Source organism: Delftia sp. WSY_10 (assembly GCF_043104705.1).
Classification (GTDB): domain Bacteria; phylum Pseudomonadota; class Gammaproteobacteria; order Burkholderiales; family Burkholderiaceae_C; genus Comamonas; species Comamonas tsuruhatensis.
The window spans coordinates 440,351-462,006 of sequence record NZ_JBICKY010000056.1 but is presented as its reverse complement, the minus strand read 5'-3'; the positions used below and the strand labels follow the sequence as shown (position 1 = coordinate 462,006).

Below are 21,656 nucleotides of genomic sequence, written 5' to 3'. Positions count from 1 at the left end.
ATACGGGCTTTGCAGGCATGTTCCGACCAGGCCGCGCTCGCAGATCGCGCCAGAATCCGCCCCAGAACAGCAGGTCTGCGGCGCGCTATGCCGCGGTGGCCGGAGCTATCGACAGCGGGATGGTCACGGGCCCGTCGTTGAGCAGGTGCACCTGCATGTCGGCGCCGAAGCGGCCCGTGGCGACTTCCGGGTGCAGGGCGCGCGCCCGCTGCACGATGTAGTCGTACAGGCGCTCTCCCTCGGCCGGTGGCGCGGCGCGCGTGAAGCTGGGGCGGTTGCCGCCGCCGGTGTCGGCCGCCAGCGTGAACTGGCTGACGATGAGCAGGCCGCCGCAGGCGCCCTGCCCGTCCAGGTCCTGCACGCTGCGGTTCATCTTGCCCGCGTCGTCGGCAAAGATGCGCAGCTTGAGCATCTTGGCCAGCAGCTTGTCGGCCTCGGCTTCGGTGTCGCCGCGCTCTGCGCAGACCAGGGCCAGCAGGCCAGGGCCTATGCTGCCGGCGACCTGGCCATCGATTTCCACGCGGGCCTGTTGCACGCGCTGCAGGATGCTGATCATGGTTCGGGGTTCGGTTTCTTGTCGGTGGATGGGGAAGAAGTGTCCGCCTGGCCTGCCGCCTCGATGGCGGCTTCCATGGCGGTCTGCATGCCCAGCGGCAGCAGCTCTATGCGCGCGTACAGGCCGGGCACGGCCTGCAGCAGTTCGGCCTCGATCTCGGTGCGCAGCCGGGCGGCGCGGGCCACGCTCCAGTCGCCGGGCACATGCATGTGCAGGTCGGCAAAGCTGCGCTCGCCGGCGCGCCGGCTGGAGATGTTGTCAAAGACCACGCCATGCGCGCGGTGCGCATGGCGGTCCAGAACGGCGTCGATGCGCAGGCGCTCGGGCGCGTCCAGGGCCTGGTCCATCAGGCCCTGGGAAGACTGCCAGACCAGTTGCGCGCCCTGCACGCAGATGTTGATCGCAACCCCGATGGCCACGGCCGCGTCCAGCCACAGCCAGCCTGTGAGCGCTGCGCCCATCAGGCCGATGACCACGCCGGCCGAGGTCCAGACATCGGTGAGCAGATGGCGGGCATCGCCCTCCAGCGCCATGGAGCGGTGCTGGCGCGCCGAGCGCAGCATGGCCACGGCCAGCAGGCCGTTGAGGGCAGAGCTGGCCACGGACAGCGCCAGGCCCCAGCCCAGCTGCTCCAGCGGCTGCGGGTTCCACAGCCGCGCCAGCGCCGCCCAGCCAATGGCCAGGCTGGCTCCGATGACCAGGATGCCCTCGAAGCCCGCAGAGAAGTACTCGGCCTTGTGGTGCCCATAGGGATGGTCGGTGTCCGCCGGCCGCTTGGCGATGGTGACCATGGTCAGCGCGAACACGGCGCCGGCCAGGTTGACGAAGGATTCGAGCGCATCCGACAGCAGGCCCACCGATCCCGTGAGCCACCAGGCCAGGGTCTTGAGCACGATGGTCAGCAGGGCCACGGCCACCGAGATGCGCAGCAGCCTGTGCGGCGCCATCCAGCCGGCCGCGGAAGCGGGGGCGGGAGCGTTGGCAGTAGAGGGAGTGGGTTCGGCCATGCTGCGCTGCGGTACGTGGGGGGGTGCTCCGGATTAGACCACCGCGTGCACGAGCCGCATGACAGAATCCGCGCCATGAATGGATGGCAGCGAGCAGCGGGGTGGGTGCTGGCCTGGGCCCTGGCCGCAGGCTGCGGCGCGGCGTGGCTGGCGCACAAGCGCCTGCAGTCGCTGCGCGAGGTCTTCGACACCGATGCCCGCATCGCCCACCGGCTGCTGAGCCAGCGCATGGTGCAGCACGACGCCGTTCTGGGCACGCTGGCCCTGCTGCAGCCGCGCCAACCCGCATCCGGCCAGGCCTCATGGAAGCAGTTGCCGCGCCTGTATCCCCAGGTGCTGGATGTGGCGCGCCGCGCGGCCACCGCAGGCGAGTCCTGGCCCGAGACCTGGCCGCCCGGCATGGCCGAGGCCGAGCGCCGCTCCCAGGCCAGCGGCCAGGCCGAACTGGCCCTGGCCGACCTGGTCCGGGGCCGCCTGTACCTGGTGCAGGCCGGGCTGCCGGCCAGCTACGCGCTGCTGCTGGACCTGCGCGCCACGATTCCCGCCGACGAGTGGCCGCTGCCGCCCGCCACCAGCCCGGTGCGCGCATGGCTGGCCCTGGGCGGGCAGGAATTCGTGATCCAGCCGGGCCGAGCCGCCGCGCACGGCTGGAACACATGGTCGTGGGAGGTGAGCAAGACCCTGGCCTCGCCCAGCCAGCCGCTGGTGCTGCACCTGCGCCAGCCGCTGGACGCCTCGGTACTGCCCTGGACGGCCATGCTGGGCTGGGCCCTGGGCTGCGCGCTGGCGGTGGGCGCGCTGCGCACCCTGCTGCGCCAGCGCGTGGCCCGCCGCCGCGCCGAGCAATTGCTGCAGCTGGGCCAGGTGGCGCGGCTCAATACGCTGGGCGAACTGGCGGCCGGCATGGCGCATGAGCTGAACCAGCCGCTGACGGCCGTGCTGTCCAACAGCCAGGCCGCGCGCCGCCTGCTGGCCGAGGACCCGCCCGAGATGGACGCCGCACGCCAGGCCATGGGGCAGGCTGCCGAGCAGGCCAAGCGCGCATCGGCCGTGGTGGGCAGGCTGCGCCGCCTGGTGGAGCGGCCGGGGCTGGCGCCCCAGGCCGAGCCGCTGGATCTGGGCCAGGCCGTTGCCGAGGCGCTGTATCTGCTGGAGCCCGAGCTGCGGCGCCGCCAGGTTCAGGTCATGGTGCAGGCCGCCGATCTGCCCGCCGCCCAGGCCGACCCCGTGGCGGTGCAGCAGATACTGCACAACCTGCTGGTCAATGCACTGCAGGCCATGGACGAGCAGCCGCCCGCAGCCCGCCATCTGCGGGTGGAGCTGGCACGCCGCGACAGCCGCCTGATGGTGGCCGTGCACGACAGCGGCCCCGGCGTGGCGCCCGAGATGCGCCAGCGCCTGTTCACCCCGTTTGCCACGGGCCGCGCCCAGGGCCTGGGACTGGGCCTGACGCTCAGCCAGAGCCTGGCCGAATCCATGGGCGGCAGCCTGGAGCTGGCCGCATCCGCCGCCACCCCGCCGCAAGGCGGGGCGCGCTTCGAGCTGCTGCTGCCTGCGGCCCATGGCCCGGCACCTGCCGCACCCAACGCCCCTCAGGAACCACTGACCCCATGACTGCCGCGCCCGCCCAAGACCTGTCCCCGCTGATCCATCTGGTCGATGACGACGAGGCCGTGCGCGACAGCCTGGCCCTGCTGATCGGCACCGTGGGCCTGCGCGTGCAGTGCTGGGCCGATCCGCTGGCCTTTCTCGACGGGCTGGACCGCCAGGGCATAGGCGCCATCGTGCTGGACGTGCGCATGCCCGGCATCGGCGGGCTGGCCCTGCTGGGCCGGCTGATGGAGCAGGGTGTGGACCAGCCCGTGATCATGCTCACCGGACATGGCACGGTGGACATGTGCCGGCGCGCCTTCAAGGCCGGCGCGGCCGAGTTCCTGGAAAAGCCCGTGGACGACGAGGTGCTGATCGATGCGCTGCAAAGCGCCGTGCGCCAGCATGTGCAGTCGCGCGAACGCCAGCAGGCCGACCGCGATGCCCAGCAGCGCTTTGCGCAGCTTTCCGCGCGCGAACGCGAGGTGCTGGGGCTGATCGTGCAGGGGCTGACCAACAAGGAGATAGGCCGCAGCCTGGAGCTGTCGCCCCGCACGGTGGAGACGCACCGCGCCAACCTGTTCGCCAAGCTGGATGCGCCCAGCCTGGCGCAGCTCATACGCCGCTACGCCAGCCTGGCCGATCCGGCGGCAGGCGCCTGAAGCTCCACCGCCGCGCCCAGCGCGCCTGGCTTCTCCGTATTTCTACGCAGCGGCGCGCGTAACCGTCCGAATGGTGCGCGGCGACGGCATTTTCTACAGTGCATGCATGCCGTCCGGGCTTGTGTCCCGGGCCGTCCTGACCCCCAAGGAGAAGACCATGCAACGCCGCACCACCAAGCTCGCCACCCTCGCCGCCCTGACCCTTGGCCTGATCGCCACCGCCGCGCAGGCCGATGCCGTGCGCACGGAAAAGAACATGTCGCTGGAGCTGGCCAACCAGATCGCCGCACGCAGCGTGGCCGCCTGCGCCGCCGACGGCCATGCCGTCACCGCCACCGTGGTGGACCGCGCCGGCACCGTGCGCGCCGTGCAGCGTGCCGACAATGCCGGCCCCCACACGCTGGAGGCCAGCCGCCTGAAGGCCTACACGGCCGCATCGGCCAAGAACAGCACGCTGGCCATCATGGAGGGCGCGCAGAAGAACCCCGGCGCCGCCAACCTGGTGAATATTCCCGGCTACCTGCTGCTGGGCGGTGGCCTGCCGGTGAAGGTGGGCAACGAGGTGATCGGCGCCGTGGGCATCGGCGGCGCGCCTGGCGGCCACCTGGACGACAAATGCGCCCAGGCCGCGCTGGGCCAGGTGCAGGAACTGCTCAAGTAAGGCGCCCGCAAGGGCTACCACACTGCGCCGCACCGCGCCCGGCCGCGCCTGCCCTTGATGCGGCGCTGCAAAAAAAAGACAGGCCGCCACGGCGGCCCCTGATGCCCGACAGCCGCACGCGCCCCCACGCGTCAGCGGCCGCTCACCCTCGCACAAGAGCGCTATCAAAATCTCTGCGATTCCGCTATAAATCCCCAGCGAGGGGGACGCATGCCAGAGAACATCGATGCGCAAGACACGGGGCCCGATGATGCGCTGTTGCGGCTGATAGCAGACACGGCTCCGGCCATGCTGGCCTATTTCGATGCGCGCACGCTGCGCTGCCGCTTCGCCAACATCAACTACGCACGCAATTTCGGCTTGACGCCCGCCGAGGCCGTGGGCAAGACCGTGCGCGAGATCGTGGGCGAGGCCGTGTGGCAGCTCATCGCGCCGCAGGTGGAGCGCGGCCTGCGCGGCGAGCATGTGCGCTACGAGCGCGAAGTGCCCCAGCCGGACGGCCCGCCTCGCCATATCGAGTCGCTGCTGATGCCGCACTTCGAGCAGGGCCGGCTGCAGGGCGCCGTGGTGCAGATCACCGACGTGAGCCACCACCACCATGTGGCGCAGAAGGTGCGTGACAGCGAAGAGCGCATGCGCAAGTTCACCGAGGTCACGACCGAGGCCATCGTCATGCACCGCGACGGCCTCATCATCGACGGCAACGAGGCCCTGTCCCGCCTGGCCGGCTACACGCTGGACGAGCTGATCGGCCGCCCCATCCTCGACTACATCTGCCCGGAATTCCGCCTCTACGCGCTGCAGTACATGCGCAGCGGCCGCGAGGACCGTTTCGATGGCGCCCTCCAGCACAAGGACGGCCACCGCATTCCCGTGGAGATCGAGGCCAAGACCATGCCGGCCGGGGGCAGGCCCTACCGCATCGTGCTGGTGCGCGACATCACGCTGCGCCAGCTGGCCCAGGAGCGCATGGACTTCCTGGCCCAGCACGACCAGCTGACCCAGCTGCCCAACCGGGTGCGCCTGATCCAGATGCTGCGCCAGGCGCTGTCGCTGGCCTCGGTCAAGCAGCGCACGCTGGCCGTGCTCCTCATCGACCTGGACCATTTCAAGACCATCAACGACTCGCTGGGCCACCAGGCCGGCGACCTGCTGCTGTGCGAGGTCGCCCAGCGCCTGCGCGGCAGCGTGCGCGCCCATGATCTGGTGGCGCGCGTGGGCGGCGACGAATTCGTGGTCGTGCTCACCGATGATCCCGATCCGCAGGAGACCGAGACCCAGGCCAGGCACCTGCAACGCATCATCGAGGCACCCTGCACCATCGACGGCACGCCGCTGGTGGTCTCGCCATGCATGGGCATCGCCATGTACCCGGGCGACGGAAAAAGCGCAGAGGAACTGCTCAACCGCGCCGAAAGCGCCACGCACACGGCCAAGGACAGCGGCCGGCGCAACCTGCAGTTCTACGCACCCGCCCACGGCGGCCAGGCCACCCAGATGCTGATGCAGGAGCAGCAACTGCGCGGCGCGCTGGAGCGCGGCGAGTTCGAGCTGCACTACCAGCCCCAGACCTTCACGGCCGATGGCCGGCTGGCGGGCTTCGAGGCCCTGGTGCGCTGGCGCCACCCGCAGCGCGGCCTGGTGCTGCCCGGCGAGTTCATCGGCTTTGCCGAGGCGCGCGGCCTGATCTCGGCCATAGACCACTGGGTGCTGCGCGAGGCCTGCCGCCAGGCTCGCCAGTGGCAGGACGAGGGGCTGCGGCCCGTACCCCTGTCCGTGAATGTCTCCGCGCTGGAATTTCGCCAGCGCAACATGGCGCGCGAGGTGGCCCTGGTGCTGGAGGAAACCGGCCTGGAAGCGCGCTGGCTGCACATCGAGCTGACAGAGTCCACGCTGATGCACACCAGCGGCCAGGTGCAGGACACCTTGCAGGCGCTGCAGGCCCTGGGCGTGGGCCTGGCCATCGACGACTTCGGCACCGGCTATTCCTCGCTGGCCTATCTGCGCCGCCACCCCATCAACCAGCTCAAGATAGACAGGTCCTTCATCGCCGACGTGCCCGATAGCGAGGACGACACGGCCATCGTCACCGCCATCGTGCAGATGGGCCACAGCCTGCATCTGGACATCGTCGCTGAAGGCGTGGAAACACCTGCCCAATTGGAGCTTTTGCGCGACCTGGGCTGCGGCATGATGCAGGGGTACCTTGTGGCGCCGCCCATGCCGGCCGACAGAGCGCGCGCCTGGCAGTTGCACAACAGTCATCCAGTCCAACGACAATAGCCCATGGTTTCGCTTCACAACCCCTCGCAGGCCTCACGGGCCGCAGCCACCTTGCACACCGACCCCCAGCGGGCCCTGGAGCACGTACAGCAGATCTACCGGGAGCAGATAGAGCACCTGCGCACGAACATGCAGCGCTTCGTCTCCGGTGAAACCCCGGCCGCCCCCGTCCACGCCTACTACCCCTTCGTGCGCATGCATACGGCCACCGTGTCACGCGCGGACACGCAGCTGGCCTACGGCTTCGTCGAGGGGCCGGGCACGCACGAGGCCACGCTCACGCGGCCCGACCTGTTCTCGCGCTACTACGCCGAGCAGTTCCGCCTGCTGATCAAGAGCCACGGCGTGCCGCTGGAAGTGGGCCTGAGCGACAAGCCCATCCCCATCCACTTCTCGTTTGCCGAGAACGACCACATCGAAGGCACGCTGTCGCGCGAGCGCCGGCAGCTGATGCGCGATGTGTTCGACCTGCCCGACCTCGAGGCCATGGACGACGGCATCGCCAACGGCACCTGGCGCCCCCAGCCGGGCGAGGCCCTGCCGCTGTCGCTGTTCACGGCCCCGCGCGTGGACTATTCGCTGCACCGGCTGCGCCACTACACGGGCACCCAGCCGGAGTGGTTCCAGAACTTCGTGCTGTTCACCAACTACCAGTTCTACATCGACGAGTTCATCCGCCTGGGCCACGCCGAGATGGCCCGGGAGGACAGCGAGTACGTGGCCTTCATCGAGCCCGGCAACGTGGTCACGCGCCGCACCGGCCTGCCGGCCCAGCCCAATGACGAGCTGGGCACGCCGCCGCCGCGCCTGCCGCAGATGCCGGCCTACCACCTGGTGCGCGCCGACCACAGCGGCATCACCATGGTCAACATCGGCGTGGGGCCGGCCAATGCCAAGACCATCACCGACCACATTGCCGTGCTGCGCCCGCACGCCTGGATGATGCTGGGCCACTGCGCGGGCCTGCGCAACAGCCAGCAGCTGGGCGACTACGTGCTGGCCCACGCCTATGTGCGCGAGGACCATGTGCTGGACGAGGAGCTGCCGCTGTGGGTGCCCATTCCCGCGCTGGCCGAGATCCAGCTGGCCCTGCAGCAGGCCGTGGCCGACGTCACGCAGATGGACGGGCCCGACCTCAAGCGCATCATGCGCACCGGCACCGTGGCCAGCACCGACAACCGCAACTGGGAGCTGCTGCCCAACAACCTGCCCCAGCTGCGCTTCAGCCAGAGCCGCGCCGTGGCGCTGGACATGGAAAGCGCCACCATCGCGGCCAACGGCTTCCGCTTCCGCGTGCCCTATGGAACGCTGCTGTGCGTGTCCGACAAGCCGCTGCACGGCGAGATCAAGCTGCCCGGCATGGCCAACCACTTCTACCGCGAGCGCGTGGACCAGCATCTGCGCATCGGCATGCGCGCCATCGACATCCTGCGCGAGGGCGGCACCCAGCGCCTGCACAGCCGCAAGCTGCGCAGCTTCGCGGAGGTGGCGTTCCAGTAGCGCCCCGCCACCGGCCACCTTCTTCCAAGGGCCCCGCTTCGCACCGCCATCCAGGGACGCACATGCCATCCACGCTGCCCACCCTGGATTTTTTCTCCATGACCTCGGTCGTGGCCCTCAACATGATGGCCATGTCGGCCGCCCTGCCGCTGGCCATGGGGCGGCGCGTCAGCGGTGCCGCGCGCCATGCCCAGCATTTCTTCCTGATCCAGGCCGGGGCCTGGATCTTCATCCTCATCGCCAGCCGCCTGCCGCAAGGCCTGCTCTCGCGCGAACTGCTGTCGCTGGGCGCAGCAGCCTGCGCGGCATCGGCACAGTGGCAGATGGCGCGCGCCTTGCGCGAATGGCTGGGGCCCCGGCCGCCCTGGCTGGAACGCGGCCTGATCGCGCTGTGCTTTCTGGGGCCGCTGGGCTTCACCCTGCTGCTGCCCCACTTGTCCTTGCGCACCGGCTGGTTCAGCGCCGCCCACGGACTGAGCCTGCTGGCGCTGGCCGGCCTGTGCCTGGCGCCACGCCGCCCCGTGGCACGCAGCTGGCGCTATCTGATGTGCGGCGTGGCCGTCTTCATGGGGCTGGTACTTCTGGTGCGCAGCTACCTGGCCCTGGCCACGCCCTTCCTGCCCAGCTTCACGGCCGACAGCGGCGCCAACCAGATATTCGCCCTGCTGGTCACGTTGAGCAGCACGCTGCTGATGGTGGCCGTGCTGGTGGCCTGGCGCGACGAGACCAACCAGCAGCTGCGCGACATGGCCTTGCAGGACATGCTCACCGGCCTGCCCAACCGCCGCGCCCTGCTGGAGCGCGCCCCCGCCATGCTGGCGCATGCCCAGCGCCACCGGCAGGCCCTGGCCCTGGTGATGCTGGACCTGGACCACTTCAAGCATGTCAACGACGAATACGGCCATGCCACGGGCGACCGTACGCTGTGCCTCTTCGCCCGCCTGCTGCAGCAGCAATTGCGCAGTGACGAAATCGCTGCGCGCTGGGGCGGCGAGGAGTTCTGCCTGCTGCTCTACACCACGGACGACGGTGTGGACACCCTGTGCACCCGGCTGCAGTCCGCGCTGCTGCAGGCCTCGACGCAGACGCTGGGCTTCGAAGTCCGCTTCAGTGCCGGCTGCGCCCACGCGCCCCAGGTCTGGGACGGCCTGCGCCTGGAAATGCTGCTGCCCGCCGCCGATGCCGCCCTCTACGCTGCCAAGCGCCGCGGGCGTGACTGCTGGACGCAGGTGCGGCTGAGCCCGCCGCAGCAGCAGGCCTGCGCCGATGCGCCAGCTGTATCGGAGACGCCGGAGACGCCGGATGCGCCGGCCAGGCCCGCCCTGGCCGCCAAGCCTGCGCGCTAGCCCCGGACCCCAGGAAAACGCTCCATGCCCGCGCTCTTCGACGCCCTGAACCTGCGCAAGCGCTACGGCGACACCACGGTGGTCGATGACCTGTCCTTTTCCATCGCTCCCGGCGAATGCCTGGGCGTGATCGGCCCCAATGGCGCGGGCAAGACCACCACGCTGCGCATCTGCCTGGGCCTGACGGCACCCGATGCGGGCCATGTTCTCTACCACCCCGAAGACGGCTCGCCGCCGCTGCACATGCCTGCCGATGCACTGGCCATCAAGGCGCGGCTGGGCGTGGTCTCGCAGAACGACACGCTGGACCCCGACTTCAGCTGCGCGGAAAACCTGGGCGTCTACGCGCGCTACTTCGGACTGGGTACGGTGCAGATGCGTGACCGCATACCGCAGCTGCTGGACTTCGCGGCGCTGTCGCACAAGGCCGCGGCCAGGCCGGGCGAGTTGTCCGGCGGCATGAAACGGCGCCTGTCCCTGGCGCGCGCCCTGGTCAACGACCCGCGCCTGCTGCTGCTGGACGAACCCACCACGGGCCTGGACCCGCAGGCACGCCACCTGATCTGGGAGCGTCTGCAGTGGCTGCTGCAGCAGGGCAAGGCCATCTTGCTGACCACGCATTTCATGGACGAGGCCGAGCGCCTGTGCTCCCGGCTGCTGGTGCTGGACCACGGCCGCAAGATCGCCGAAGGCCGCCCGCGCGAACTCATCGCCGAGCACCTGGAGCCCGAAGTGGTCGAGGCCTACGGCAACGGCGCCCTGGGCCTGGCGCATGACGCGGCACTGCGCCCACTGGCCGGGCGCACCGAGGTCAGTGGCGACACCGTCTTCTTCTATACGCACGACGCGCGCCCGCTGCTGCAGGCGCTGGCCGCGCACAGCCACCTGCGCACCCTGCACCGCCCGGCCAACCTGGAGGACCTGTTCCTCAAGCTCACCGGCCGACAGATCAGAACCGACGGCTGAACCACCATGACCGAACCCGCATCGGACACCCCCAGCATCTGGCGCCCGCCCGACCTGTCGCTGCGCTGGTGGCCGGTGTTCCTGCGCAACCTGCTGGTGTGGCGCAAGCTGGCCCTGCCCAGCCTGATCGGCAACATCGCCGAGCCGCTGATGTGGCTGGTGGCCTTCGGCTACGGCATGGGCGCCTTGGTGGGCGACGTCACCGTGGGCGCCACGGGCCGGCAGGTGCCCTACATCCTGTTCCTGGCCAGCGGCTCCATCTGCATGAGCGCCATGAATGCCGCCAGCTTCGAGGCGCTGTACTCGGCCTTCTCGCGCATGCATGTGCAAAAGACCTGGGACGGCATCATGAACGCGCCCATCAGCCTGGACAGCGTGCTGCTGGCCGAGATGCTCTGGGCCGCCTTCAAGGCGCTGTTCACGGTCACCGCCATCCTGGGCGTGATGCTGGCGCTGGGCATCAGCCATTCGCCCAGGCTGCTGGTGGCCTGGCCCGTGCTGCTGTGCGTGGGCATCATGTTCTCCAGCATCGCGCTGATCTTCAACGCCCTGGCCAAGGGCTATGACTTCTTCACCTACTACTTCACCCTGGTGCTCACGCCCATGATGTTCCTGTCCGGCGTGTTCTTCCCGCGCGAGCAGCTGCCCGAGGCCGTGCGCCTGGCCTCGGACTGGCTGCCGCTGACCAATGCCGTGGAGCTGGTGCGCCCGCTATTCATGGACGAGTGGCCGGCCCACCCGCTGCGCCACGGCCTGGTGCTGGCCGCCACCACGGTGGCGGCCTACTGGTTTGCGCTGGCGATGACGCGCAGGCGCTTCAGGGCCTGAGATCCGGCCGTTCTTCAGCGCGCTGCGGCGCGGATCATGTCCACCGCCTTCTCCGCGATCATCACCGTGGGCGCATTGGTGTTGCCGCTGACGATGCGCGGCATGACCGAGGCATCGACCACGCGCAGGCCCTTGATGCCGTAGACGCGCAGCTGCGCATCGACCACGTCCATGGGCCCCGGCCCCATGCGGCAGCTGCCCACGGGGTGGTAGATGGTGTCGGCATGGCTGCGGATGAAGGCCTCGATGCCCGCATCGTCCTGCGCGCCGGCCGAGGCCGGCATCTCGCGCCCGCCCAGGGCCGCCAGCGCCGGCTGGGCCAGGATCTCGCGGGCGCAGCGCACGCCGTTCACCATGCGCCGCAGGTCCTGCGCGTCGGAGAAAAAGGCCGGATCCACCAGCGGCAGGGCCAGCGGGTCGGCACTGGCCAGGCGCAGGCTGCCGCGGCTGGCCGGCTGCAGCACGCAGACATGCAGGGAATAGCCGTGGCCCCAGACCGTCTTGCGCCCATGGTCCACCAGCTTGGCCACCACGAAGTGCAGCTGCAGGTCGGGCGCGGCCTCGCCGGGGCTGCTGCGGATGAAGCCGCCCGCCTCGGCAAAGTTGGTGGTCAGCATGCCGCGCCGCTGGCTGCGCCATTGGCCCACGGCGGCCAGCAATCTGCGCGCACCGCCCAGTGACAGGCCGAAGCTGTCGGTCAGCTGCGCGCCATCGACCACCAGCACCACATCCGGGTGGTCATGCAGATGGGCGCCCACGCCGGGCAGGTGGTGGACCACATCGATGCCCAGCGAACGCAGGTGATCGCCCGGCCCCACGCCAGACAGCATCAGCAGCTGCGGCGACAGCAGTGCGCCGCCGCAAAGCAGCACCTCGCGCCGGCAGTGCAGTTGCTGCACCGTACCGCCCTGCAGGTACTCCACGCCCACGGCGCGCCGGCCCTCGAACAGAATGCGCAGCACCTGGGCACCCGTTTCCACGCGCAGATTGGGCCTGGCACGGTGCGGCGCCAGATAGGCCTTGGCGACGTGGTGGCGCTCGCCGTTGCGCTGGGTGACCTGGTACAGGCCCACGCCCTCCTGCGCCTGGCCGTTGAAATCCGCGTTGTGCGCATGGCCGGCCTGCACGCCCGCCTGCACGAAGGCCCGGGACAGCGGGTTGGGATCGCGCAGCTCGGCCACGTTCAGCGGCCCGCCCGTGCCGTGCCAGGCATCGGCGCCGCGTTCGTTGTGCTCGGCGCGCAGGAAGTAGGGCAGGACTTCGCTCCAGCTCCAGCCCGGATTGCCCTGGGCGGCCCAGTGGTCGTAGTCGGCCGGCTGCCCGCGCACATAGACCATGGCGTTGACCGCGCTGGAGCCGCCCAGCACCTTGCCGCGCGGCTGGTGGCCACGCCGCCCGCCCAGGCCCGGCTGCGGCACGGTGGACAGGCCCCAGCTGTGGCGACCGCCCTTGGCCATGGCGGCCATGCCTGCCGGACAGTGGATGAGCACGCTGGAGTCGGCCGGCCCGGCCTCCAGCAGCGCCACCTGCGTCTGCGCATCCTCGCTGAGCCGCCCGGCCAGCACCGAGCCCGCCGAGCCGCCTCCGATCACGATGTAGTCCAGCATGCCTCCCCCTCCCCTGCGGTGTAGCCATCCACTGTTGCAGTCGCCTGCGCGGCGCCGCAAGCCGGGGCAAACCCGGTGGATGCTCCGAATCCCGCTACGATCGCTGGATCGCATTCACGTTCGCATTCACTTTGTTCGTTTGAGGAGACTGACAGTCATGGCAATTCAAACCGTAGGCATCATCGGCGCAGGCACCATGGGCAACGGCATCGCGCAGGCCTGCGCGGTATCGGGCATCGACGTGGTCATGGTGGACATCTCCGATGCCGCCGTCCAGAAGGGCGTGGCCACCGTCTCGGGCAGCCTGGACCGCCTGATCAAGAAGGAAAAGCTGACCGAGGCCGACAAGGCCGCCGCCCTGGCCCGCATCAAGACATCGACCGACTACGCGGCGCTCAAGGGCGCGCAACTGGTCATCGAGGCCGCCACCGAGAACTACGAGCTCAAGGTCAAGATCCTCAAGCAGCTGGACGCCCTGCTGGATGCCGACGTCATCGTCGCCACCAACACCTCGTCCATCTCCATCACCCAGCTGGCCGCCGTGACGGGCCGTGCCGACAAGTTCATCGGCATGCACTTCTTCAACCCCGTGCCCATGATGGCGCTGGTGGAGATCATCGTCGGCCTGCAGACCAGCGACGAGACGCACGCAACGGTCAAGGAACTGTCCGAGCGCCTGGGCAAGAGCCCCATCACCGTGAAGAATGCCCCCGGCTTCGTGGTCAACCGCATCCTGGTGCCCATGATCAACGAGGCCTTCTTCGTGCTGGCCGAAGGCCTGGCATCGGCCGAGGACATCGACGCCGGCATGAAGCTGGGCTGCAACCAGCCCATCGGCCCGCTGGCCCTGGCCGACATGATCGGCCTGGACGTGTGCCTGGCCGTGATGGAGGTCTACCTCAAGGAATTCGGCGACAGCAAGTACCGCGCCTGCCCCCTGCTCAAGGAAATGGTGGCCGCCGGCCGCCTGGGCCGCAAGACGGGCCGCGGCGTGTACAGCTACTGATACACCGCCCCCAAGGCCAAGCGAAGGCGAAGGCGAAGGCAGCTCAGGCTGGCCTTCGCCTTTTGTTTTGGTGGCCGCGCGCTACTTGGTTTTGCGCACCAGCGCCAGCATGTCCTCGATGACGATGTGACGTATCGACCTGAGCATTCTCAGGTGGGCACTTCTTGTGGAATGGTCCATTGCAGAGTCGGCAGGCTGGTGGAGCTGGCCAGCCTCGAATTCTGCGATCAACGCATCGGCCTGCGGAGCCAGCATGCCAAGCATCCTGTCGAGCACACGTCCGCTTGTGCTCTGGGTCAGGCCCAAGGCCGTACCTGCGGCCAGCAGCTTTCCGTAGGTCACGTCGGCAAAGAAGGCCGCACCCGCAAGCGGAACCGTCAGCCGCTCCTGTGGCCATACCGCATGTTCATCGGCGTAAGCCCGCGTGTGATAGACGGCGGTGCTCAGGAGATCGTAGAACGGCGCCAGCCTGACGCCGCCCCGGTCCACCAGGAACGACAGATTCTTCAGATGACTGTCGCTGTTGCCCACCAGGGTGTTGAACAGCAGCCACTGATAGATGCCCATCCGGGCTTGCGCCTTTTCGCGGCAGCGGTCCATCAACGACGCCAGTGTCTGGATGCTGGCTCCTTGATATTTGAAAGTCCGGGCCAGGTCGAGCAGTTGGCAGGCATCCACCACATGCAGTCGCAGCCACTCTTGGGACGCTTCATCAAACACGCGGTCAAAGCGGTTGATGACATAGGCCGGCTCGGGCGTGTACAGCAGGTGTACCGGCGGCACATCAAGCCCCAGGCGCCCGGCAAGCTTCATGGTGAAGGCCTCGTTGACGGTCGAGTGCGGATAGCCTTCGGCCGTGGAGTCCGGCTTGAGGATATGGCTGGAAGCCGTCCCTTGGAAGGGTTCCTGCAGGCGAGCGGTTTTCTCGTCGTACAGCACCACCATTTTGTGCTGCGCTCCAGCCAGGGACATGCGCTTGGGTGATCCGGCATGCAAGGATGTGCGCGGCAAGTTCCTGAGTCTCAGCGACAGTTCGCCGAACTCCAGCCTCCTTGCGCCGCGCTCGGCTGCACCCGCCCCAGGCGGCAGCAGGACCAGGGATCCGGCCGATTCCGCGCCAAGGGCCTGCAAAAGGCCGAAGGCATCGTGCTCATTCACCTCCAGCTCTTTGCTGATCGCACTGCGCAGTGCTTCCTCGGGCAGCAGGTTGTCGAAGAACCATTGGACGCTGCGGTGCGTAGATCCGTCGATGTGCCTGCGCTTTGCCAAGGAAATGCCGGGCGCCAATGGGAAAGCGCGAGGGTCGCCCATCCACTCCTCCTCATAGGCAAAGCCCCAGACATCCCTGTTTTCGACCAGCTTTCCGGCAAGCCGGCCGTTGATGAATACGTCCAGGATGCGTGCGGTCACGGCCTGTTCTTTTCGAAGGCGGTGCGGAAGAACGCATCGTCCGAGTCGCGGGCACCGGGCTCCTCCCTGACTTCAGCGGCTGGCCCTCCGTCCGGTGCGCCCTGGCGCGTTCGGTACTCGTGGGAACCATGGGACTCAGGTGGCAGCCTGGCCTGGCGGCGCTGCAGATAGGCCTGCTCGGTTCCCTCGGGAAGGTCGATGAGCACCTCGATTCCCAGTTCGGACAGCAGTTGCAGCACGCGCCCAAACTGGACCGTGGGCTTGCCGCGCTCCACGTCCCGCACAAAGACATGGCTCACGCCTGCGGCGCCTGCTGCATCGTCCTGGCGCAAGCGCCGCGCCTTGCGAACGGCCCATACCGCGTCACCGAGTGCATCCACAGAGTCGATGGAGATCTTCATGGCTTCAATGAAATCGAAAGCATGGTTTCGATCTTATCGATCGGCAATGGCGCTGGCAATGAATCGAAACGAACTTATCGATTTTCATCGATCAGCTTCCCAAACCTCAGAAAACGAAAGCATTGCTTAGATATTCATTTCGTTTTCAACCGTCCTCTGCGCGACTGCACCCATCCCTGGCCTGCTCTAAGGTCCATGCGCAGGAGACACGCATGGACATCAACACCCCCACCCCGCCGCCCGAAGGCTGCATCAGCTGCGAAGTGCGCGGCCATGTGCTGCTGATCGGCATCAACCGTCCCGCCAAGCGCAACGGCTGGACGCCCCCCATGTTCCAGCAGCTGGCCGAGGCCTATACCCGGCTGGACGACGACCCGCAATTGCGCGTGGGCGTGCTGCATGCGTTCGGCAGCCATTTCACGGCGGGGCTGGACCTGCCGGTGATGGCGGAGTACCTGCGCTCGGGCAGGAAGGCCATCCCGCAAGGCCTGGTGGAGCCGCACGACTACGGCCTGGTCGGCTACCGGCGCCGCGCCAAGCCCATGGTGGTGGCGGTCAAGGGCATTTGCTTCACGGTGGGCATCGAGCTGATGCTGGGCGCCGACATCGTGGTCGCGGCCGATGACTGCCGCTTTTCCCAGCTGGAGGTGCAGCGCTGCATCATGCCCACGGGCGGCGCCACGCTGCGCATGGCCGAACGTGCGGGCGTGGGCAATGCCATGCTGCACCTGCTGACGGCCGACGAATTCGACAGCGCCGAGGCCTATCGCCTGAACTTCGTGCAGAAGGTGGTGCCGGCCGGCGAGGAGCTGGCCGAGGCGCTGCGCATTGCCGAGCGCATTGCCGCCCAGGCCCCGCAGGCCGTGGTGGCCACGCGGCTCAATGTGCTCAAGGCCATCGAGCTGGGCCAGGCCGCCGCCGTGGCCGACTTCATTCCCGTGCAGCAGCGCCTGGCCAGCAGCGAGGATGCGGCCGAGGGCGTGCGCTCCTTCATCGAAAAACGCCCCGCTCGCTTCACGGGCCGATAGGCCCCCTCGGTCCCTCGACCCCTGCGGATCTTCACCTTCCGATCCGAAGGGGTTTTTCAAATTAAGTTGTGCACAATTTAATTGACAGCAATAATTCAACCCATGCCCAGCAGCCCCCCCCTTCCTCTCGACAGCTCCGAGCTTCTGCGCCTGGACAACCAGGTCTGCTTCGCGCTGTACTCGGCATCGCTGGCCATGACCAAGCTGTACAAGCCCCTGCTCGATGGCATCGGCCTGACCTATCCGCAGTACCTGGTGATGCTGGTGCTGTGGGAGCGCGACGGCCTGACCGTGTCCGAGATCGGCGAACAGCTGTATCTGGATTCGGGCACGCTGACCCCGTTGCTCAAGCGCCTGGAAGGCGCAGGCCTGCTGGAGCGGGTGCGCGATGCGCAGGACGAAAGGCGCGTGCGCATCACGCTCACCCCGCAAGGCCGGGCACTGCGCGATGCGGCTGAAAAGATTCCCGCCTGCGTGCTGCAGAGCACGCAGTGCACGCTGCCCGAGTTGCAGGCGCTGACGCAGCAACTGGGCGCACTGCGCCAGCGGCTGGTGCCGCGCCGCAGCGATTGACGACCACCCGCAGACGATTTCCTCCACCCGTCCGCACCGCCGGACAACTTTGCAAAAGGAAGACACCATGGCCCAGCTCGAAAAAGTCCTCTACACCGCACGTGCCCACACCACCGGCGGCCGCGACGGCGCCTCGCGCACCGATGACGGACGCCTGGATGTGACCCTGTCCTCGCCAGGCACCAGCGGCACGGGCACCAACCCCGAGCAACTGTTCGCCGCCGGCTACTCGGCCTGCTTCATCGGCGCCATCAAGGCAGTGGCCGGGAAGCAGAAGATCAGCCTGCCCCAGGACCTGGCCATCGACGCCGAAGTGGACCTAGGCACCATCCCCAACGCCTACGGCATCGCCGCGCGCCTGAAGGTCAGCCTGCCCGGCATGGACAGGGCCGCCGCCCAGGCCCTGGTGGACGCGGCCCACCAGGTCTGCCCCTACTCCAACGCCACGCGCGGCAACATCGACGTGCAGATCACTCTGGCCTGATCAGGCCCAGTCCGGCCTCTGCAGCCAGTGCAGCCTGCGGCCCAGGAGGTCGTAGCGGGCGTGGCAGGTCAACGGCCCGTGCAGCACATCGGCTGCATAGCTGACCAGCGCGATCTCGCCCACGGCGGCCTGCCAGTGCTCCTGCATTGGCAGGCCGCTCATCCATTGCAGCACCTGGTCACGGGGCCAGGCAGCGCTCCAGGCGCCCAGCGTCACATGGGGCACGTAGGGGCGCATCGCCTCGGTCAGCGCCAGCCCTGGCCCTGTCTGCGCGAGCACGCCATGCAGTCCGTGCAGCGTGCAGCCTTCCGGCCTGCCGTCGCGCACCTGAAGGTAGGGCGCCATCTCGAAACTTCCCCAGCCACCGAACTCCAGCTGCAGCGGCGCGGCCGGCAGGTGCTGCAGCGCGAGCAGGTCGCGCGACAGTTGCGCCGCGCCGTAGGCCTGCGGCAGTTGCGCACCGCCATCCAGAAAGCCCGCGGTGGCCAGGGTCACGTGCAGTTGCCGCTGGCAGTGCGGGACCAGCGCCGCGCCCAGCCAGTGGCGTGCCTGCGCACAGGCGGCTTGCACTGCGTCGCGCACAGGCGGGGCCAGCGCCTGCATCGTCACCACCCAGACCGCATAGCGGCCACGGCCGAGGTGCCAGGCGCTCCAGTCGTCGGATGGCCCGGCCGCACTGGCGATGGCATGGGATTGCAGGAAGTGGGGCAGCAGCGGCACGGCGGGCGGATCGGCGTTGTCGGGCGGACGCAAAGCTTAAGCCAGCCCGGCGACAATCGCCCCATGTCTGCCACACCATACGATCCTGATCTGAGTGCCGTCCCCGATGCCGGTTCGCACGCCTATGCCCGGCTCACGCCCGACGCCGTGCTCGACGCACTGGCCTCGGTCGGCCTGTGGGGCGATGGCCGGCTCACGGCCCTGGCCTCCTACGAAAACCGCGTCTACCAGGCCGTGCTGGAGGACGGCGAACGCGTGGTGCTGAAGTTCTACCGCCCGGGCCGCTGGAGCCGCGATCAGATCCTGGAGGAGCACGCCTTCAGCGCCGAGCTGACGGCCGCCGAAGTGCCTGCCGTGCCCCCGCTGGTGCTGGCAGGTGCCACGCTGCACAGCTACGCGGGCTTTGATTTCTCGGTCAGCCCCTGGCGCGGTGGCCGCCCGCCCGAGCTGGACGATTTCGAGGTGCTGGAGTGGACCGGGCGCTTCCTGGCCCGCATCCACACCGTGGGCGAAGCCCGCCCGTTTGTGCACCGGCCCGCGCTGGACCTGGCCACCTTCGGCCACGACTCCATGCAATGGCTGCTGGACCGGAAAATGATTCCGCTGGAGGTGGAATCCACCTGGAAAGCCGCCTGCCAGCGCGCCCTTGAGCTGATGGCACCCGCTGCCGACGGCCTGAGCGCAGCCGGCCACTTCGGCCTGCACAGCGCGCGCACGCTGCGCCTGCACGGCGACTGCCATCCCGGCAACGTGCTGTGGACGCCGCTGGACGACGAAGGCCATGGCGGCCCGCATTTCGTGGACCTGGACGATGCGCGCACGGGCCCGGCCGTGCAGGACCTGTGGATGCTGCTGTCGGGCGACCGCAGCCAGCGCACGCGCCAGCTGGGGGCCCTGCTGGATGGCTATGAACAGTTCCGCCCCTTCGACCGACGCGAGCTGGCCCTGATCGAGCCGCTGCGCACGCTGCGTCTCATCCACTACAGCGCCTGGCTGGCGCGGCGCCAGGACGACCCGATCTTTGCCATCAACTTCCCCTGGTTCGGCACGCCCGACTACTGGCGCGGGCAGGTGGACATGCTCAACGAGCAGATCGAGGCGATGCAGGAAGAGCCTCTATACGCCTGAGGCCACCGGGCCGCCTGCCTGCCGAAGACAGAGATCTTTACAAATTGTCCACACCCCCTGCGCCCTATCCAGGGCTGCGGGTTCCGGGGTATTCTCGGCCCGAAATCCCACCGGCCATGCCCTACTCCGCCTTCCCCCCTACGCTGCCCAACCCGCTACAGCCCTTGCCTGCCGGGCAGAAGGTGCTTGTGGTGGACGACGTCCCGGACAACGCCGCCATCATCTGCCAGGTGATCAAGGATCTGTGCAGCGTGCTCATGGCCCACACGGGCGAGGACGCGCTGACCCTGGCCCGCCAGTACCTGCCCGACCTCATCCTGCTGGACATCCGCATGCCCGAGATGGACGGCTTCGAGGTCTGCCGGCGCCTGAAGGCGGACCTGGAAACCGCCCACATCCCCGTCATCTTTCTCACGGCGCTGACCGAGCCCCATTGCGAGGAACTGGGACTGAACCTGGGCGCGGTGGATTTCGTGACCAAGCCCTTTCGCCCGCCCGTGCTCAAGGCGCGTGTGCGCACGCATCTGGAGATTGCACAGCAGCGCAAGATGCTGCAGCTGCTCTCGCACAGCGACGGGCTGACGGGCACGGCCAACCGGCGCTTTTTCGGCGCCCAGCTGGAGCGCGAGTTCATGCGCCTGCAGCGGCTGGGCGAGCCGCTGTCGCTGGTGATGATCGATGTGGACCACTTCAAGGCCTACAACGACCACTACGGCCATCTGGTCGGCGATGAATGCCTGAGCCAGCTGTCCCAGGCCATACAGGGCGCGCTGCACCGGCCTGGCGACCTGCTGGCGCGCTATGGCGGCGAGGAATTCGTCTGCCTGCTGCCCCATACGGCGCTGGACGGCGCGGTGCTGGTTGCGCAGGGCATCGTCGATGCGCTCAGGGCGCTGGACCTGCCCCACGCCGCCTCGCCCCTGGGCCATGCGCTGACCGTCAGCCTGGGTGTGGCCAGCATGGCGCCTTCGCCCGACAACAGCGCCGACCAATTGCTGGCCGATGCCGACCGGCGCCTGTACCTCGCCAAGAACGCGGGCCGGGACCGTATCGTCTGGGCGGGGTGAACCGAAGTACCCCCTGAGCGGCTGCCCTAGGCTGGGCCAGGCGCACCTTACAGGGCGACGCATACGCTTAAGCGTTAGCAACGCCCGTCGACGCGGCAGGCCGGTACGACCTGACCGCTGGCGTCGCGCCATTGCAGCTGGCCGGCGGGGGTCTGGGAGGGCGCTGCAGGTGCGGGCTCCTGCGGTGTTTGGGTGGCGGAGCGCTGCGGGTCGTGCAGCACGGTGGACGAGCCCACGCCCACACCCACCCGCGCGCCGCCCACGCCCGTGGAGGCGCCCACGCCGGCGCTGCCCAGGACCTGGCCACTCTGGTTGACGCCCACCCCAACGCCCAGCGGCCCCACGCCCGTGCCGACACCGGCGCTCAGCCCGCCGCTGCCCAGCCCGACGCCCACCGATACCGGGCCGACGGGAATGCCTATGCCCACGCCGCCGCCTACCGAGCCGCAACCGGCCAGCAGCAGCGCACAGGCGGCAAGCGCGGCACCAGCCGCCTTGCGCGATGGCGGGCAGGTGATGAAGGCGGTGGGTGGAACTGGCATGCCGGACTCTCAGGACAAGGGGAAAACACAGGGACGGCCACAGGGTACACCCGCCCGCCTGGCGCACGATGCCAGCGGTATGCCCGGGTGCATGCCAGGGGCTCGGAGGCGGCGCAACACCCAGGACACGCGGGTTTCTTAGAATTCACCCATTGGCCTGCGGGTCATTCCAGATTCCATGCGCTCCCGGACAGTGCCGCGGCGCCTCGGGGCGCAAGGCCTGCGCGGCGCCTCTTTCCCTCGCTTTCGTCTTCTTCGCGTTCCCTTTTTCTATGCAAACCCGTTGGCCGC

21 protein-coding genes are annotated in these 21,656 nt (G+C 68.7%); 14 read left to right on the top strand and 7 right to left on the bottom strand.

Annotation, left to right across the window (positions count from 1 at the left end; genetic code table 11):
* Positions 1-85 precede the first annotated feature (85 nt).
* Both dtd and ACF8ML_RS24720 read right to left on the bottom strand, forming a co-directional pair.
* Positions 86-556: a D-aminoacyl-tRNA deacylase gene (gene dtd / locus ACF8ML_RS24725; RefSeq protein ID WP_017406418.1), complete on the bottom strand. Its 471-nt coding sequence runs from the start codon at positions 554-556 to the stop codon at positions 86-88.
* Positions 553-1,563 carry a cation diffusion facilitator family transporter gene (locus tag ACF8ML_RS24720; protein WP_392408237.1) on the bottom strand — a complete coding sequence of 337 codons (1,011 nt, stop codon included), beginning with the start codon at positions 1,561-1,563 and terminating at the stop codon, positions 553-555. Before ACF8ML_RS24720 ends, dtd begins: the two co-directional genes overlap by 4 nt.
* Before the next feature lie 75 nt (positions 1,564-1,638).
* On the opposite strand from ACF8ML_RS24720, the gene ACF8ML_RS24715 reads away from it, so the two are divergent.
* From ACF8ML_RS24715 to ACF8ML_RS24680, 8 genes are all read left to right on the top strand, one after another.
* A complete protein-coding gene (locus tag ACF8ML_RS24715; protein ID WP_392408236.1) occupies positions 1,639-3,177 on the top strand; it encodes a sensor histidine kinase in 1,539 nt (512 codons plus the stop codon).
* Positions 3,174-3,815 (top strand): response regulator transcription factor, encoded by a 642-nt coding sequence (locus ACF8ML_RS24710; protein WP_016446543.1) that lies wholly within the window; start codon positions 3,174-3,176, stop codon positions 3,813-3,815. The genes ACF8ML_RS24715 and ACF8ML_RS24710 overlap by 4 nt, the downstream gene beginning before the upstream one ends.
* 157 nt (positions 3,816-3,972) lie before the next feature.
* Positions 3,973-4,476 (top strand): heme-binding protein, encoded by a 504-nt coding sequence (locus tag ACF8ML_RS24705; RefSeq protein ID WP_026062812.1) that lies wholly within the window; start codon positions 3,973-3,975, stop codon positions 4,474-4,476.
* 210 nt (positions 4,477-4,686) lie between these two features.
* A complete protein-coding gene (locus tag ACF8ML_RS24700; RefSeq protein ID WP_016446545.1) occupies positions 4,687-6,759 on the top strand; it encodes a bifunctional diguanylate cyclase/phosphodiesterase in 2,073 nt (690 codons plus the stop codon).
* A gap of 3 nt (positions 6,760-6,762) precedes the next feature.
* Positions 6,763-8,259: an AMP nucleosidase gene (locus ACF8ML_RS24695; protein WP_016446546.1), complete on the top strand. Its 1,497-nt coding sequence runs from the start codon at positions 6,763-6,765 to the stop codon at positions 8,257-8,259.
* A 62-nt stretch (positions 8,260-8,321) separates the two neighbouring features.
* A complete protein-coding gene (locus ACF8ML_RS24690; protein ID WP_212645100.1) occupies positions 8,322-9,605 on the top strand; it encodes a GGDEF domain-containing protein in 1,284 nt (427 codons plus the stop codon).
* Positions 9,606-9,629: 24 nt separating this feature from the next.
* Positions 9,630-10,571: an ATP-binding cassette domain-containing protein gene (locus tag ACF8ML_RS24685; protein WP_392408234.1), complete on the top strand. Its 942-nt coding sequence runs from the start codon at positions 9,630-9,632 to the stop codon at positions 10,569-10,571.
* 6 nt (positions 10,572-10,577) lie between these two features.
* The gene (locus ACF8ML_RS24680; RefSeq protein WP_392408233.1) at positions 10,578-11,399 is read left to right on the top strand and encodes an ABC transporter permease; all 822 of its coding nucleotides are present in this window, start codon (positions 10,578-10,580) and stop codon (positions 11,397-11,399) included.
* Positions 11,400-11,413: 14 nt separating this feature from the next.
* Here the strand turns inward: ACF8ML_RS24680 and ACF8ML_RS24675 are convergent, their stop codons facing one another.
* On the bottom strand, positions 11,414-13,006 hold the full coding sequence (locus ACF8ML_RS24675) for a GMC family oxidoreductase (protein WP_392408232.1): 1,593 nt from the start codon (positions 13,004-13,006) through the stop codon (positions 11,414-11,416).
* Positions 13,007-13,163: 157 nt separating this feature from the next.
* Between ACF8ML_RS24675 and ACF8ML_RS24670 the strand changes: the two genes are divergently transcribed.
* On the top strand, positions 13,164-14,012 hold the full coding sequence (locus ACF8ML_RS24670; protein WP_126311268.1) for a 3-hydroxybutyryl-CoA dehydrogenase: 849 nt from the start codon (positions 13,164-13,166) through the stop codon (positions 14,010-14,012).
* An 81-nt stretch (positions 14,013-14,093) separates the two neighbouring features.
* Here ACF8ML_RS24670 and ACF8ML_RS24665 read toward each other — a convergent pair whose 3' ends face one another.
* Complete coding sequence (locus ACF8ML_RS24665; protein WP_096914910.1) at positions 14,094-15,422, bottom strand: HipA domain-containing protein; 1,329 nt, start codon at positions 15,420-15,422, stop codon at positions 14,094-14,096.
* Complete coding sequence (locus tag ACF8ML_RS24660) at positions 15,419-15,823, bottom strand: helix-turn-helix domain-containing protein (RefSeq protein ID WP_016446553.1); 405 nt, start codon at positions 15,821-15,823, stop codon at positions 15,419-15,421. Before ACF8ML_RS24660 ends, ACF8ML_RS24665 begins: the two co-directional genes overlap by 4 nt.
* Positions 15,824-16,035: 212 nt before the next feature.
* Between ACF8ML_RS24660 and ACF8ML_RS24655 the strand changes: the two genes are divergently transcribed.
* The 3 genes from ACF8ML_RS24655 (at position 16,036) to ACF8ML_RS24645 (ending at position 17,908) form a co-directional block, all read left to right on the top strand.
* Positions 16,036-16,851: a crotonase/enoyl-CoA hydratase family protein gene (locus ACF8ML_RS24655; protein ID WP_047218472.1), complete on the top strand. Its 816-nt coding sequence runs from the start codon at positions 16,036-16,038 to the stop codon at positions 16,849-16,851.
* A 102-nt stretch (positions 16,852-16,953) separates the two neighbouring features.
* A complete protein-coding gene (locus ACF8ML_RS24650; protein WP_016451895.1) occupies positions 16,954-17,424 on the top strand; it encodes a MarR family winged helix-turn-helix transcriptional regulator in 471 nt (156 codons plus the stop codon).
* Between the two features lie 67 nt (positions 17,425-17,491).
* Positions 17,492-17,908, top strand: coding sequence for an organic hydroperoxide resistance protein (locus tag ACF8ML_RS24645; protein ID WP_016451896.1), 417 nt, complete (start codon positions 17,492-17,494; stop codon positions 17,906-17,908).
* Here ACF8ML_RS24645 and ACF8ML_RS24640 read toward each other — a convergent pair whose 3' ends face one another.
* Complete coding sequence (locus tag ACF8ML_RS24640) at positions 17,909-18,661, bottom strand: 2'-5' RNA ligase family protein (protein ID WP_392408229.1); 753 nt, start codon at positions 18,659-18,661, stop codon at positions 17,909-17,911.
* A 30-nt stretch (positions 18,662-18,691) separates the two neighbouring features.
* Here ACF8ML_RS24640 and ACF8ML_RS24635 point away from each other — a divergent pair, with 30 nt between their 5' ends.
* A complete protein-coding gene (locus tag ACF8ML_RS24635; protein ID WP_016446558.1) occupies positions 18,692-19,756 on the top strand; it encodes a serine/threonine protein kinase in 1,065 nt (354 codons plus the stop codon).
* A gap of 116 nt (positions 19,757-19,872) precedes the next feature.
* Positions 19,873-20,823 (top strand): diguanylate cyclase, encoded by a 951-nt coding sequence (locus ACF8ML_RS24630; protein ID WP_016446559.1) that lies wholly within the window; start codon positions 19,873-19,875, stop codon positions 20,821-20,823.
* A gap of 74 nt (positions 20,824-20,897) precedes the next feature.
* On the opposite strand, the gene ACF8ML_RS24625 is transcribed toward ACF8ML_RS24630, so the two are convergent.
* The gene (locus ACF8ML_RS24625; RefSeq protein WP_016451899.1) at positions 20,898-21,365 is read right to left on the bottom strand and encodes a hypothetical protein; all 468 of its coding nucleotides are present in this window, start codon (positions 21,363-21,365) and stop codon (positions 20,898-20,900) included.
* Between the last annotated feature and the right edge of the window lie 291 nt (positions 21,366-21,656).

Coding starts and splice junctions, on each gene's coding strand:
- dtd (WP_017406418.1), bottom strand. CDS start 556: ATGATCAGCATCCTGCAGCGCGTGCAACAGGCCCGCGTGGAAATCGAT.
- ACF8ML_RS24720 (WP_392408237.1), bottom strand. CDS start 1,563: ATGGCCGAACCCACTCCCTCTACTGCCAACGCTCCCGCCCCCGCTTCC.
- ACF8ML_RS24715 (WP_392408236.1), top strand. CDS start 1,639: ATGAATGGATGGCAGCGAGCAGCGGGGTGGGTGCTGGCCTGGGCCCTG.
- ACF8ML_RS24710 (WP_016446543.1), top strand. CDS start 3,174: ATGACTGCCGCGCCCGCCCAAGACCTGTCCCCGCTGATCCATCTGGTC.
- ACF8ML_RS24705 (WP_026062812.1), top strand. CDS start 3,973: ATGCAACGCCGCACCACCAAGCTCGCCACCCTCGCCGCCCTGACCCTT.
- ACF8ML_RS24700 (WP_016446545.1), top strand. CDS start 4,687: ATGCCAGAGAACATCGATGCGCAAGACACGGGGCCCGATGATGCGCTG.
- ACF8ML_RS24695 (WP_016446546.1), top strand. CDS start 6,763: ATGGTTTCGCTTCACAACCCCTCGCAGGCCTCACGGGCCGCAGCCACC.
- ACF8ML_RS24690 (WP_212645100.1), top strand. CDS start 8,322: ATGCCATCCACGCTGCCCACCCTGGATTTTTTCTCCATGACCTCGGTC.
- ACF8ML_RS24685 (WP_392408234.1), top strand. CDS start 9,630: ATGCCCGCGCTCTTCGACGCCCTGAACCTGCGCAAGCGCTACGGCGAC.
- ACF8ML_RS24680 (WP_392408233.1), top strand. CDS start 10,578: ATGACCGAACCCGCATCGGACACCCCCAGCATCTGGCGCCCGCCCGAC.
- ACF8ML_RS24675 (WP_392408232.1), bottom strand. CDS start 13,006: ATGCTGGACTACATCGTGATCGGAGGCGGCTCGGCGGGCTCGGTGCTG.
- ACF8ML_RS24670 (WP_126311268.1), top strand. CDS start 13,164: ATGGCAATTCAAACCGTAGGCATCATCGGCGCAGGCACCATGGGCAAC.
- ACF8ML_RS24660 (WP_016446553.1), bottom strand. CDS start 15,823: ATGAAGATCTCCATCGACTCTGTGGATGCACTCGGTGACGCGGTATGG.
- ACF8ML_RS24655 (WP_047218472.1), top strand. CDS start 16,036: ATGGACATCAACACCCCCACCCCGCCGCCCGAAGGCTGCATCAGCTGC.
- ACF8ML_RS24650 (WP_016451895.1), top strand. CDS start 16,954: ATGCCCAGCAGCCCCCCCCTTCCTCTCGACAGCTCCGAGCTTCTGCGC.
- ACF8ML_RS24645 (WP_016451896.1), top strand. CDS start 17,492: ATGGCCCAGCTCGAAAAAGTCCTCTACACCGCACGTGCCCACACCACC.
- ACF8ML_RS24635 (WP_016446558.1), top strand. CDS start 18,692: ATGTCTGCCACACCATACGATCCTGATCTGAGTGCCGTCCCCGATGCC.
- ACF8ML_RS24630 (WP_016446559.1), top strand. CDS start 19,873: ATGCCCTACTCCGCCTTCCCCCCTACGCTGCCCAACCCGCTACAGCCC.
- ACF8ML_RS24625 (WP_016451899.1), bottom strand. CDS start 21,365: ATGCCAGTTCCACCCACCGCCTTCATCACCTGCCCGCCATCGCGCAAG.